This window comes from Pseudomonas sp. IT-P171 (assembly GCF_949767765.1).
Lineage (GTDB): Bacteria > Pseudomonadota > Gammaproteobacteria > Pseudomonadales > Pseudomonadaceae > Aquipseudomonas > Aquipseudomonas fluorescens_B.
The window spans coordinates 365,013-377,473 of the sequence record NZ_CATKQN010000055.1; the positions used below are offsets into that span (position 1 = coordinate 365,013).

Consider the following 12,461-nt stretch of genomic DNA (forward strand, 5'->3'; position numbering starts at 1 on the left):
TCAACCTCGGCCGCGACGGCCAAAGAAGAACGAAGCAATGAACATCACCAGGAACACGACAAAGAGAATCTTGGCGATACCCGTGGCGGTGCCCGCGATACCACCGAAGCCCAGTACTGCAGCGATGATGGCAATGATCAAGAACGTGATTGCCCAGCTCAACATGGTGATTCTCCTTACGCTTCTATTTAGAGGTGATGCTTGTGGTGCATGTCCCGGCGCATCGAATGCGCCAAGTTCGTGTGTCTAGAACACCCAGCGCTCCTGACGTGGCATCTCATCCGCAGGCTGAGCCTGGTCGACGTCCATCATTCGCATCGGTGCGCTGTCGACAGCAGTGCTGCTGACGGCGCTGAAGTGGGTTTGGGTCGGATGCTGGATGGACAGGCGTGGCACTTCTTGCTCCTGACTCTGCTCCCAGCGCTGAAACTGCTGGCCGCCGATCAAGGTGATCAATAGCGCCAGGACAGCAAACAGACCTTGCTGGATATGCAGTGGCGAGATACGCAATTGGGCGGCACGTTGGCGACTCATCCTGAAGCTCCTCCCACACTGTGGTGATCTTGTTGAGGGCGACGGTTGCGATGCCCTTGGTTAATCAGACTATTGCAGCCCGCATGCCAGCTTTTTCATAAGAAAAAATACATATAAATCAATAAGTTATGTTTGATGCAGGAAACAGGTGGGACGCATCCTGCACGATGACCCCTTTGGCGTCGTGCGTAATGCACGATAAGTTCGTAGGAAGTTTCAGAATTTTTGAATTGCGGGGAGGGCGTAGATGTCACAGAGGAAGTCGAGAGTGCACCTGAAAACCAGCGATCCGATAAAAAAACAACAAAATCAGATGATTAGCCGTAGGGTGAGTAGATAACTACCCTGATGTGGTCGGAATCGACCAGAATCAACCATGCAACTTGCCCGATTTTTCCGGGACTAACCAAGATCATTCGTTAAGGAGCGTAGGAAAATGGAATCAGCCACCGAGCATCAGGGCCGCATTCTGCTGGTGGACGACGAGTCTGCCATCCTGCGAACGTTCCGTTACTGCCTCGAAGACGAGGGCTACAGCGTCGCCACGGCCAACAGCGCAGCGCAGGCCGATGCGTTGTTGCAACGCCAGGTGTTTGATCTGTGCTTCCTCGATTTACGCCTGGGTGAAGACAACGGCCTCGATGTCCTGGCCCAGATGCGCATTCAGGCACCTTGGATGCGCGTTGTCATTGTCACTGCCCACTCGGCCGTAGACACCGCCGTGGATGCGATCCAGGCGGGCGCCGCTGATTACCTGGTCAAACCGTGCAGCCCGGATCAATTGCGCCTGGCCACCGCCAAGCAACTGGAAGTGCGGCAATTGTCAGCCCGCCTGGAAGCGCTGGAAGGTGAAGTGCGCAAACCCAAGGATGGGCTGGATTCCCACAGCCCGGCCATGAAAGTCGTGCTCGAGACTGCCCGCCAGGTGGCCAGCACCGATGCCAATATTTTGATTCTCGGCGAATCCGGCACCGGTAAAGGCGAACTGTCCCAGGCCATTCACGGCTGGAGCAAACGCGCGAAGAAATCCTGCGTCACCATCAACTGCCCATCGCTGACGGCCGAATTGATGGAAAGCGAACTCTTCGGCCACAGCCGTGGGGCGTTCACCGGCGCGAGCGAAAGTACGCTGGGGCGGGTGAATCAGGCGGACGGAGGAACGCTGTTTCTCGACGAGATCGGCGATTTTCCCCTGACATTGCAGCCAAAGTTGTTGCGTTTCATTCAGGACAAGGAATACGAGCGGGTCGGCGACCCCGTGACCCGCCGCGCCGATGTACGCATCCTGGCTGCCACCAACCTCAATCTTGAAGACATGGTGCGCGACGGTCGTTTCCGTGAAGATTTGCTCTATCGCTTGAACGTCATCACCTTGCATCTGCCGCCGTTGCGCGAACGCCGGGAGGATATCCTGAACCTGGCTGACCGCTTCCTGGCCCGGTTCGTCAAGGAATACGCGCGCCCGGCGCGAGGCTTCAGCGACGAGGCGCGTGAAGCGCTGCTGGGTTATCGCTGGCCGGGGAACATTCGGGAGTTGCGCAACGTTGTTGAGCGGGCGAGCATCATCTGTCCTCAGGAGCGTGTCGAGATCAGCCACCTCGGGATGGCCGAGCCCCCGGTGAACAATGCGCCGCGCATCGGTGCTGCGCTGAGTCTGGACGAGTTGGAGAAGGCGCACATCGGCGCGGTACTGGCCACCGCCGACACGCTGGACCAGGCTGCGAAGACGCTCGGGATCGATGCTTCGACGCTGTACCGCAAACGCAAGCAGTACAACCTGTGAGTCTTGCCCGATGAAACTGGCGATGAAGTTGCGTACTCGGCTTTTCCTGAGTATTTCCGCACTGATCACCGTTGCGCTGCTTGGGCTGTTGCTCGGGCTGGTTAGCGTGATGCAGATGGCCGGAACCCAGGAAACACTGGTGCGCAACAATTTCGTCACCCTGGATCTGGGTCTGAAACTGCGCCAGACCTTGGGCGACCAGTTGATGTTGATGATGGATGACAAGCCCGATCCGGCGGCGTTCGAAGCGTCCAAGCAGCATTATCTCCAGTTGCTGGATGAAGGCATCGCCCATGATCAGGGGGGCGAGGGTCGCCAGTACGGCTTTTTGCAGGCCAAGAACGATTACCTGAGCTTTCTTCAGGCGTTGGACCTGTCGGGTGATCCGTCCCATGTGCTGAGTGGCAACGAAGAGCTCACCGAAAAATTCAACGTGCTGCGCAACGGGCTGATTACCGAGCACAAGCACGCGCTGGACAGCATCAATGAAACGCAACGCAAGGCCCGGGATCGGGCGCTGCTCATTGCCGGCCTGCTCGGGTTGGTCGGGCTGGCAGTGTTGATTATCGGATTCGTGACGGCCCATGCGATCGCTCGACGCTTCGGTGAGCCGATCGAAGCCCTGGCTCAGGCCGCAGACCACATCGGCCAGGGCAACTTCGAAGTGACCCTGCCGATTTCATCGGCAGTGGAAATGAATCTGCTGACCAAGCGCTTCGGGATCATGGCCGAGGCACTGCGTCAGCACCAGGCGACCAATATCGACGAGTTGCTCGCCGGCCAGCAGCGTCTGCAGGCGGTACTCGACAGCATTGACGATGGTTTGTTGATGATCGACCGCGACGGTCATCTCGAACACTTGAACCCGGTGGCGCAGCGCCAGTTGGGTTGGGACACCGACCGTCTCGGCCAAGGGCTGGGCTCGGCGCTCGAACGTCCCGAGCTGGATCAACAGCTGCAACTGGTGCTGCGCGGAGGCACGCTGGAGCGCGCACCGGAGGACCTGAGTATCGAGGTCGATGGTGAATCGCGCTTGCTTACTTACAGCCTGACGCCTGTCAGTCATACCCAGGGCCATATTCTGGGGGCGGTGATGGTGCTGCATGACGTCACCGAACAGCGGGCGTTCGAGCGGGTGCGCAGCGAATTTGTATTGCGCGCCTCCCATGAGCTGCGCACGCCGGTCACCGGGATGCACATGGCGTTCGGCCTGTTCCGCGAGCGCGCGCATTTTGCCGCGGACTCGCGAGAAGCCGACCTGTTGGACACCGTGAATGAAGAAATGCAGCGCCTGATGCAGTTGATCAACGACCTGCTGAACTTCTCGCGCTACCAGAACGGTTTGCAGAAACTTTCACTGGCCCCGTGTTCCATCGAGGAACTGCTGGAGCAGGCCCGTTCGCGGTTTGCCGATTCGGCGCAAGAGAAGGGCATCGACTTGCTGGTCGAAGTGCAGGGACCATTGCCGTGGTTACAGGCCGATCAGCCTCAACTGGACCGGGTGCTCGATAACCTTATCGACAACGCGTTGCGTCATACCGGCGCTGATGGACAGATCCGCTTGCAGGCGCGACGCCACGGCGAGCGGGTGATTATCAGTGTCGAGGACAATGGCGAAGGTATCGCTTATGGCCAGCAGGGGCGGATCTTCGAGCCGTTTGTACAGGTCGGGCGCAAGAAGGGGGGGGCGGGGCTTGGCCTGGCGTTGTGCAAGGAAATCGTGCAGTTGCACGGTGGGCGGATGGGCGTCTATTCGCGGCCGGGGCAGGGCACTCAGTTCTACATGGCGCTAGCGGTTTAACGCGCGTTTACGCTTCGTCATCCAGGCGTCTGCTGGCCAGGCGCCGGCCACGGGTGATCAGCTCGATGAACTGAACGGCGCTCAATGCATGGGCGAACAACCAGCCCTGACCGAATTTCACTCCTTCACTGCTCAGAAACGCCGCTTGCGCTTCATGTTCGATGCCCTCGGCAATCACATTGAGTTGCAGCGCCTGGGCCATGTGAATGATGTGCGGTGCCACGCCACTGCTGGCGGCGTCATGTCCAAGCGCATCGATGAACGCCTTGTCGATTTTCAGGCAATCCACAGGCAGGGTCTGCAGGTAGGCGAGGCTGCAATAGCCGGTGCCAAAGTCATCGATCAGCACCTGATGCCCGACGTCGCGCAAGGACTGAAGGTTTTCCCGGGCCACTACCACGTCGATCAGTCCGCGCTCGGTCACTTCAAAGGCAATCTGTTTGGCTGCGACCCGGTGCAGGAGCAACAGTCGCGCCATGACCTGGCCGATACGCGGCACCATGACGTCGCAGGCCGCCAGGTTGACCGAGATGTACAGCTGCGGATTGGCCCGCAACAAGTGCCCAAGCTGCTCCAGCAGGCGTTGCAGGACGAAGTCGGTCATCTGGCGGATCTGGCCGGTGTTTTCCGCCATCGGAATAAAAAGCTCCGGGCTGGTCAGGGTGCCGTCCGGCCGGCGCCAGCGCAGCAAGGCTTCAGCCCCGACACAATTGCGGCTGTCGAGGTCGAAGATGGGTTGGTACAACACCTGCAACTCGCCTCGCCGTATGGCGCCGGACAATTCGGCATCCAACGACTGTCGCTGGCGCACCAGCAGAAACACCAGGAAGCCCACTACTACGCCCAGCGCCAGGCTGGCCGGCACCAGCCACCACCAGGCGGCGGGCACATTCACGCCGGTGCGCGGGGTGATCAGCACCAATTGGTATTCAGGGCTTTTGGTTGGCATGAGGTAAATCAAGCGAGTCGGGGTGACTTGCAAGACATCGCTGCCTTTCGGTGGCCAAGGCACGGTCGGCGGCCAGGCTTGCGGGGAGCCCAGCACCGGAATCGCCCGAGTGCCGTGGTCGAGTATCACCAAAAGGCTGCTGCCCGGCGACAAGTCGACCATGTCGGTCAAATGTCCGCGAGAGGTCGCGACACGGAAATTGCCACGCCCGAGCATGAGCGCGGCCCGGTTCTCGTCAGGTTCGGTAGTGGTGTTCAACCAGTAACTGTAAGTGGGGTCTTTGATGTCCGGTGGCCGTGTCAAAGATAATCCTGCCTGGCGCGGACGGTTAGAGCAGATCTTCGAGGCATCCATATACGCAGCCTCGTACACGAACCGGTAATTGAAAGTGACCTGCTGCAAAGTGGCGATCATTTCTTTGTCGCAGGTTCGCAGCGGTTGGGCCTCCAGATCATCGAGACTTTCGCGCAGTTGTCCGAACAACTGCTCCAGGCGCGCAAGAAATCGCTCACCTTGCGCGTTCATTTCCGCACTTTCGTTCTGCTCGATCTGACGAACGGCCACGAACAGGCTGAGCGCCAGGAGCAATACGCTGCTCAGGACAGCCGCCAGCATCGCCAAAAACCAGGGGCGATAGAACCAGCTACGTAGCGTCTCTCGAGCAGCGGCCATATTGGAATATCCGAAGAATTACCAATGAGTTATAGCTGCTGATTGGGAAAAAGCGCGGACCGTCGGGCGGGCGTCATTATTTTGTCTGATTCAATACCAGAAGAAGTGCTGCCGTTTGCGCATCCGGCATGCCGTCGAAGCGGGACGGCCGGAAATGCATCTGGAAGGCTGCAATCACGTGACGTGTTGCAACATCCAGCTCACCGGTTTGCGGCGTGGCATAGCCCAGGCGAGCCAGCTGTCCCTGAAACCAGCTGATGCTCGGCAGTTCGGTATTGAACTGCGCTTGTTGGCGCGCCACCGCCTGTTCGTTCGGCCAGACGCCAAGGCCTTCGGCGGCTAGCCGTTTCCAAGGGAAAAGCGGCCCCGGATCCAGCTTGCGCAGTGGGGCGATGTCGCTATGGCCGATGATGCTGCGGGGGGTGATGGCGTAACGTTTGCTGATGTCTTTGAGCAGGACGATCAACGACTGGATCTGGGCTTCGCTGTAGGGATACCAGTAACGCCCTCCGGTGGGGGTTTCCTTGAATCCTGGATTGACGATTTCGATGCCGATTGAGCTGGAGTTCAGCCAGGTCCGCCCCTGCCACTCACTTTCCCCGGCGTGCCATGCCCGCAGGTTTTCATCCATCAGCTTGTAGATGGTGGCGTTTTTATCGTCGCCGATCAGATAGTGGCTGCTGACTTCGCCGTGGGTCAGCAGTTGCAGCGAACGTTCCAGAGAGGCGGAGGTGTAATGCACCACCACGAACTGAATACGGCTGTCGTGATTGGCTGATGGATGGCTGGTGTCGAACCGGGGACCGCTGGTACAGCCGGCCAATAGAACCAGCGACACGATGAGGGCGAGAAATTTCATGGTAGAGGCAGTACACGCAAGACAGTAATGCAACAGTGTAACGTACTGCCTTGCGCGACGACGCTTAGCGGCCCCATTTAAACAAAATGGAACAATTGGCCTAGCCGAGTTCCACCCGATTGCGGCCTGCATGTTTGGCGCGGTACAAAGCCTGATCGGCTCTTTTAAGTACCATATCGCTGTGCTCTCCGGGTTTGAATGCAGTCATTCCCATCGAAACGGTGATGGTCACCGGCTCCCCCTTGAAGTGGAATGGGCAGGCTTCGATGGACGCGCGCAGGTTTTCCAGCAGTTTTGCCCCCGTCGCCGGCACAGTGCCTGGCATCAGCAGGACAAACTCTTCACCGCCAAACCGCGCAATGAAATCGGTCCCGCGCAGGCGCTTGCGCAACACGCTGGCGATGATTTTCAGTACCTTGTCGCCCGCCAGGTGGCCATAGTTGTCATTGATGCGCTTGAAGTGATCAAGGTCGAGCATGGCCAGCAACAGGGTGTTGCCGTGTTGTTGCCACTGGCTGATTTCGTGATCGAGCCGTTCGCTCCAGGCCGCACGGTTGGGCAGTCCGGTCAGTGGGTCGATCAAGGCTTTCTGGCGCTGCTCTTCAAGATGCTCGCGGTAGCCTTGGGCTTCCTGCTCCATGTGCGCCACGCGTTCTGCCAGGCCTTTAAGGCGAGCTGCCACTTCCTGTTCTCGCGCATCGCGCTGCTTCTGGTGCTGATCCATGGTCCCGAGCAGGCCTTCGAGGTGGTTCTCCAGAACGTGCTTGAGGTCTTCGAGGTCCGCTGCCTCTTGCATGCTGCTCTGCAGGCCGTCGACCTGCTCGCGGATCTGCGTGTCCATGTCCCGCGCAGCCGAGCGGTTGTCCGCATGGCCATCGCTGGCGGCTTGCAGGTTGCTCTGGAATGACTCGAGGCGCTCATTGAGTTGCTGCAAATAGACTTCAAATTCGTGCTGGCCACTGTTGTTTATTGCCAGCATCAAGGTCGCCAGATCGTCGAGAATCGGCAGCAACTCGTACCAATTCAAGCCGTTTTGCAGACGATCGCGCATCGCTTCGGCTTGTGGGCGATACCGCTCTGGCAGTGACAGGTCGTCCAGCAGGCCCAGAAGCGTGTCTTCGATGTGCTTGGCGACGGAGCTGTAGGACGGCTCCGGCGAGTCCGGCAGGGCGTAGAGAATATCGTGTTCGGATTGTTCCGGATCGATGGCGGCCAATGCGCTATCGAGAAATACCGCCGGGGTCAACTCGTCTGGATTGGTCGCCAGCTGAGTCTCGGATACCGCAGTGATGACGGCTGGTGAGGCGACTGGTGCCGGTTGCTCTGGCTGTTCACTCTCTGTTTGGACAGAAGGAACAGGCGCTCGCTGAGGTTCATGGACTGGCGGTATAAAAGCCACGACTTCAGCGATCGGTGTCGTCGCTGCGGGTGCTTCGATCATCTCTGGATCGGGCGGGGCAGGATGATCGGCAGGCGGCGTCACAGGTGGCTCGTCGGCAACGGGCTCGGGATCGACGATCAGTTGCGGCAGTTCGTGAGGCGCGGCCGCAATCTCTTCGACAGGCGGCGGGGTGGGCGCTTGCGCCTCCGGGGGAACCACCCGCTGTACCGCATCTTCCGTTTCACGATTGCCAAACAAGCGCTGTAACAAGCCTGGGCGACCGGGTTCCGCCGGGTTCTCCAGCTGACTCAGAGCTTTCCCTTGCAGGCCGCTCAGCTCGCTGAGTAGCAACGGGATCTCGCGCGCCTGGCTGACGCGTCCGTCCAGTGTCTTGGCGAAGTTCTTGAGTGGGCGGCTCACTTCGCGGGGCAGCGGCAATGTCTGCAGTTGCGCCACCAGCGCGGTCAGTGCGGCGCTGGTCTGATTGACCCGGGTCTCGCGGCGCTGTTCTGAGTCGAGTACGGCTTTTTCCAGGCGCGGAAGCAGTGCCGCCAGGCCGGCGTCCATGTCATTGGTGCGGATGACTTCGCGCATTTCTTTCATGCACTGATCAACCGCGCGGTCGGTGCCCTCGGCCGCCAGCGTACTGCGCACCAGTCCGCGCCGCAGCAGGTCGAGCCGGGCATCCCAACGACGTTCGAGCTTTTCCTGTTGTTCGATGCTTTTAAGGTATTTCTCTTTCCAGCGCTGTGTTTCGTCGCTCATTCATGGGTTCCGCGAGGGGCAGGACTCAACGCGGGCAATGCATCGGCCGTGAGCGAACCCGGCAGACGAATCTCAACCGCGACCGGCAGGTGATCGGAAATGGGTTGTGCCAGCACTTCGACCTTTTCCAGCGTCAGCGTCGGGCTCAGCAGAATGTGGTCCAGACAGCGCTGCGGGCGCCAGCTGGGGAAGGTTGCTTCCAATTGCGGCGCCAGCAGGCCGAGGTCGCGCAACGGAGAATTTTGCAGCAGGTCACTGGCGTGGGTATTCATGTCGCCCATCAGCACCTGATGTTTATAACCACCGATCAGCTCGCGGATGTAAGCCAGTTGCATGCTCCGGGCGCGGGCGCCCAGCGCCAGGTGCATCATGACCACCACCAACGCTTCCGGACCTTCACCGAAACGCACCAGGATCGCACCGCGACCCTTGGGCCCCGGCAGCGGATGATCTTCAATCGCCCACGGGCGCAGGCGACTGAGCACGCCATTGCTGTGCTGGCCGAGGCGACCGAGATTGCGATTGAGTTGTTGATACCAGTAGGGGAAGGCACCGAGTTGCGCCAGGTGTTCAACTTGATTGACGTAGCCGGATCTCAGACTGCCGCCGTCGGCTTCCTGCAGGGCGACCAGATCGAAGTCGCCCAACAGATTGCCGATCTTTTGCAGATTGTCAGCACGCCCGGTGTGCGGCAACAGGTGTTGCCAGCCCCGGGTCAGGTAGTGCCGATAGCGCTCGGTACTGATGCCGACCTGAATGTTGAAGCTGAGCAAGCGCAGACGGCTGTCTGCGGGCAGGCCCGTCGATTCCAGGTGATGTTCGTTGACCCGCGGATCATGCAGGCCAACGACGCGTTCAGTTCCCCAGCGGCGCATGGCAGTTGCCGCGCTTAGTTGGCAGCAGCCTTGTTAGCCGCTCGCTCTTTGTCGACCAGTTTGTCGGCCAGTTGCAACGCCTGCTCGGCTCCGCCGGCAGAACCCACGTCAAAGCGATACTTGCCGTTGACGATCATGGTTGGAACGCCGGAGATTTCATACTTTTTGGCCAGCTCGCGAGCTTTGTTGATCTGGCCCTTGATGGCGAAGGAATCGAAGGTCGCCAGGAACTTGTCCTTGTCTACGCCTTGAGTCGCCAGGAAGTCGGCCATATCGTTTTTATCGGTCAGCTTTTTGTGTTCCTTCTGAATGGCGTTGAACACGGCAGCGTGAACCTTGCTCTCGACGCCCATGGCTTCCAGGGTCAGGAACATTTGGCCGTGTGCGTCCCATGGGCCGCCGAACATGGCTGGAATACGTACGAAATTCACGTCGGACGGCAGTTTCTCGACCCAGGGATTGATCACCGGCTCGAAAGCGTAGCAATGCGGGCAGCCGTACCAGAACAGCTCCACCACTTCGATCTTGCCAGGCACGGCTACCGGAACCGGATTACTCAGTTCGACATAAGGGGCGGCGGGTGCCTCGGCGGCTTGGGCAGTCATGCCGAAAAGGCTGGCAGCGACGAGTGCGGCGCTGATGATCAGATTACGCATGCTTTACTCCTGGACAATTCGGGTCGCCTCGCGCGACCTGTTTTCAGACAGGTCATGGCGGGCTTGAGTTCTGTAGTGTAACGGCAGCAGGCACAAAAAAGGGCGGCCTGAGCCACCCTTTTTATACTTGCTGCGACGGATTAATAGAGCGTTAACGTTGCAGGAGATGTACATCTCGCATATCGCTCTATCCGCCGGTCCTAGTGCAGACCCTGAATGTAGCTGGACACCGCAGCGATGTCTTCGTCGCTCAGGCGTTTGGCAATGGTCTGCATGGTTTTGGTGTCGCCGTCGTTGTTGCGACCGCCTTCTTCCTTGCGGAAATCGGTCAGCTGCTTGGCAATGTATTGAGCGTGCTGGCCACCCAGGTGCGGGAAGCCGGCGGCCGCATTGCCTGCGCCGTTTGGCGAGTGGCAGCCGGTGCAGGCTGGCAAGCCCTTGGCAAGGTCACCGCCACGGAACAGTGCTTCACCGCGAGCCACGACTTTAGGGTCGGCGGCGCCAACGCTGCCTTTCTGGCTGGCGAAGTAGGCAGCGATATCGGCCATGTCCTGATCGCTCAGGTTGGTCAGCAGGCCGGTCATTTCCAGTACCGTGCGTTTGCCGGACTTGATGTCGTGCAGCTGCTTGTTCAGATAACGCTCGCCTTGACCTGCCAGTTTCGGAAAGTTAGGCGCCATGCTGTTGCCATCCGGGCCATGACAGGCGCCACATACTGCGGCTTTCGCCTGACCAGCAGTTGCATCACCTGCAGCATGGGCTATGCCGGAGATCCCCACGGTCAACAGCAGACTCACGATCAATTTGTTCATCAGCTAATCCAACTACGGCTAAGGGTTAAAGAGTTATGGACCGGGATCACTCGCTCATCCACTGGATGATGGCTTGGTAATCCTCGGCACTGCAGTCCATGCACAAACCACGCGGCGGCATCGCCTTGAAACCCTGGGTCACGTGTTGCACCAGCGTCTCCATACCTTTCGCCAACCTCGGCGTCCAAGCTTCCTGATCGCCCTTTCGGGGCGCCATGGGGAGTTGGCCGGAATGACAGGCACCACACACACGGTTGTACACAGCTTCCGGATCCTGTGTAGCCTGAGCGCTGTAAAGCGGCATCAAGACACCGGCAGCTAGCAGCCATTTCGTCATAAAACGACCTTTTCAGGGTTGAGAGCGTTCTGCGTTCTAGTGCGCAATCAAGGTCAATCGCTCTCGTGAACTTCATCCTACGCTGGGACAAAGCGCACACAAAATCTGCGGCATTATATACTGGCGTCACTGAAACGGAAACGACACCGCTTGCCGCGTCCATTCCCGGCGCCGCCCACATCGGAAATCCCATGCAACTCAAGAACCCCATCCTCGGCCTGTGCCAACAGTCCACCTTCATGCTCAGCGCTGCCAAAGTCGACCAATGTCCCGACGACGAAGGCTTTGAAGTGGCCTTCGCCGGGCGTTCCAACGCCGGTAAATCCAGCGCGTTGAACACCCTGACGCATGCCAGCCTGGCGCGGACCTCGAAAACTCCGGGTCGCACGCAACTCTTGAACTTCTTCAAGCTAGACGATGATCGTCGTCTGGTCGACCTGCCGGGCTACGGTTACGCGAAAGTACCGATCCCGTTGAAGCTGCACTGGCAGCGTCACCTGGAAGCTTATCTGGGTGGTCGCGAGAGTTTGAAGGGTCTGATTCTGATGATGGACATCCGTCATCCAATGACCGACTTCGACCTGTTGATGCTCGACTGGGCCGTCGCCAGTGGCATGCCGATGCACATTCTGCTGACCAAGGCGGACAAGCTGACTTACGGCGCCGCGAAAAACGTGCTGCTCAAGGTTCAGTCAGACATTCGTAAAGGCTGGGGGGATGCGATCAGCATTCAGCTGTTTTCGGCGCCAAAACGCATGGGCCTGGAAGACGCCTACACTGTACTGGCGGGCTGGATGGAACTGGCTGACAAAGGCTCCGAACTCGCGGAATAACAAATCGCGGGCAAAAAAAACCCCGGACTTCTTATGGGGAGGGGGAAGTTCCGGGGTTCAAGTTCCGGACCGCTAGGGCGGGGTCCAGATTATCTGCCAACACTTAACACAACATAGGAGCATCGAAGGGCTTCACCAGCCATTCAGTTACTCTGAGTGGCAGTTCACAGGTTTAGTTCCGGGGATACAGAAACCATTTGAAAT

12 protein-coding genes are annotated in these 12,461 nt (G+C 59.0%); 3 read left to right on the top strand and 9 right to left on the bottom strand.

Annotated features, from left to right (window positions below; all coding sequences use genetic code 11):
- Both ACM6I5_RS23920 and ACM6I5_RS23925 read right to left on the bottom strand, forming a co-directional pair.
- Nucleotides 1-165, bottom strand: coding sequence for a DUF1328 domain-containing protein (locus ACM6I5_RS23920; RefSeq protein WP_003177151.1), 165 nt, complete (start codon nt 163-165; stop codon nt 1-3).
- 81 nt (nt 166-246) lie between these two features.
- Entirely contained in the window at nt 247-534 is a 288-nt protein-coding gene (locus ACM6I5_RS23925) for a hypothetical protein (protein WP_017341748.1), read from the bottom strand.
- Nucleotides 535-970: 436 nt separating this feature from the next.
- Between ACM6I5_RS23925 and algB the strand changes: the two genes are divergently transcribed.
- Together algB and ACM6I5_RS23935 are read left to right on the top strand one after the other, a co-directional pair.
- Entirely contained in the window at nt 971-2,317 is a 1,347-nt protein-coding gene (gene algB, locus ACM6I5_RS23930) for a sigma-54-dependent response regulator transcription factor AlgB (RefSeq protein WP_017341749.1), read from the top strand.
- A gap of 10 nt (nt 2,318-2,327) precedes the next feature.
- Nucleotides 2,328-4,118 carry a KinB sensor domain-containing domain gene (locus tag ACM6I5_RS23935; protein WP_414884832.1) on the top strand — a complete coding sequence of 597 codons (1,791 nt, stop codon included), beginning with the start codon at nt 2,328-2,330 and terminating at the stop codon, nt 4,116-4,118.
- Between the two features lie 7 nt (nt 4,119-4,125).
- Here ACM6I5_RS23935 and ACM6I5_RS23940 read toward each other — a convergent pair whose 3' ends face one another.
- From ACM6I5_RS23940 to ACM6I5_RS23970, 7 genes are all read right to left on the bottom strand, one after another.
- Entirely contained in the window at nt 4,126-5,739 is a 1,614-nt protein-coding gene (locus ACM6I5_RS23940; RefSeq protein ID WP_017341751.1) for an EAL domain-containing protein, read from the bottom strand.
- Between the two features lie 76 nt (nt 5,740-5,815).
- The gene (locus tag ACM6I5_RS23945; protein ID WP_017341752.1) at nt 5,816-6,598 is read right to left on the bottom strand and encodes an N-acetylmuramoyl-L-alanine amidase; all 783 of its coding nucleotides are present in this window, start codon (nt 6,596-6,598) and stop codon (nt 5,816-5,818) included.
- 100 nt (nt 6,599-6,698) lie between these two features.
- On the bottom strand, nt 6,699-8,744 hold the full coding sequence (locus ACM6I5_RS23950; protein WP_414884833.1) for a diguanylate cyclase: 2,046 nt from the start codon (nt 8,742-8,744) through the stop codon (nt 6,699-6,701).
- On the bottom strand, nt 8,741-9,619 hold the full coding sequence (locus tag ACM6I5_RS23955) for an endonuclease/exonuclease/phosphatase family protein (protein ID WP_017341754.1): 879 nt from the start codon (nt 9,617-9,619) through the stop codon (nt 8,741-8,743). Before ACM6I5_RS23955 ends, ACM6I5_RS23950 begins: the two co-directional genes overlap by 4 nt.
- 14 nt (nt 9,620-9,633) lie before the next feature.
- Complete coding sequence (locus ACM6I5_RS23960) at nt 9,634-10,275, bottom strand: thiol:disulfide interchange protein DsbA/DsbL (RefSeq protein ID WP_414884834.1); 642 nt, start codon at nt 10,273-10,275, stop codon at nt 9,634-9,636.
- Between the two features lie 200 nt (nt 10,276-10,475).
- Nucleotides 10,476-11,087 (bottom strand): c-type cytochrome, encoded by a 612-nt coding sequence (locus tag ACM6I5_RS23965; RefSeq protein WP_017341756.1) that lies wholly within the window; start codon nt 11,085-11,087, stop codon nt 10,476-10,478.
- Nucleotides 11,088-11,133: 46 nt separating this feature from the next.
- Nucleotides 11,134-11,424 carry a c-type cytochrome gene (locus ACM6I5_RS23970; RefSeq protein ID WP_017341757.1) on the bottom strand — a complete coding sequence of 97 codons (291 nt, stop codon included), beginning with the start codon at nt 11,422-11,424 and terminating at the stop codon, nt 11,134-11,136.
- A 191-nt stretch (nt 11,425-11,615) separates the two neighbouring features.
- On the opposite strand from ACM6I5_RS23970, the gene yihA reads away from it, so the two are divergent.
- Complete coding sequence (gene yihA, locus ACM6I5_RS23975) at nt 11,616-12,257, top strand: ribosome biogenesis GTP-binding protein YihA/YsxC (RefSeq protein ID WP_017341758.1); 642 nt, start codon at nt 11,616-11,618, stop codon at nt 12,255-12,257.
- Nucleotides 12,258-12,461 lie beyond the last annotated feature (204 nt).

Bases quoted from the DNA above. Each gene is read 5' to 3' on its own strand.
- ACM6I5_RS23955 (WP_017341754.1), bottom strand. From the start codon at position 9,619: ATGCGCCGCTGGGGAACTGAACGCGTCGTTGGCCTGCATGATCCGCGG.
- ACM6I5_RS23925 (WP_017341748.1), bottom strand. From the start codon at position 534: ATGAGTCGCCAACGTGCCGCCCAATTGCGTATCTCGCCACTGCATATC.
- ACM6I5_RS23945 (WP_017341752.1), bottom strand. From the start codon at position 6,598: ATGAAATTTCTCGCCCTCATCGTGTCGCTGGTTCTATTGGCCGGCTGT.
- ACM6I5_RS23940 (WP_017341751.1), bottom strand. From the start codon at position 5,739: ATGGCCGCTGCTCGAGAGACGCTACGTAGCTGGTTCTATCGCCCCTGG.
- algB (WP_017341749.1), top strand. From the start codon at position 971: ATGGAATCAGCCACCGAGCATCAGGGCCGCATTCTGCTGGTGGACGAC.
- yihA (WP_017341758.1), top strand. From the start codon at position 11,616: ATGCAACTCAAGAACCCCATCCTCGGCCTGTGCCAACAGTCCACCTTC.
- ACM6I5_RS23965 (WP_017341756.1), bottom strand. From the start codon at position 11,087: ATGAACAAATTGATCGTGAGTCTGCTGTTGACCGTGGGGATCTCCGGC.
- ACM6I5_RS23935 (WP_414884832.1), top strand. From the start codon at position 2,328: ATGAAACTGGCGATGAAGTTGCGTACTCGGCTTTTCCTGAGTATTTCC.
- ACM6I5_RS23970 (WP_017341757.1), bottom strand. From the start codon at position 11,424: ATGACGAAATGGCTGCTAGCTGCCGGTGTCTTGATGCCGCTTTACAGC.
- ACM6I5_RS23950 (WP_414884833.1), bottom strand. From the start codon at position 8,744: ATGAGCGACGAAACACAGCGCTGGAAAGAGAAATACCTTAAAAGCATC.
- ACM6I5_RS23920 (WP_003177151.1), bottom strand. From the start codon at position 165: ATGTTGAGCTGGGCAATCACGTTCTTGATCATTGCCATCATCGCTGCA.
- ACM6I5_RS23960 (WP_414884834.1), bottom strand. From the start codon at position 10,275: ATGCGTAATCTGATCATCAGCGCCGCACTCGTCGCTGCCAGCCTTTTC.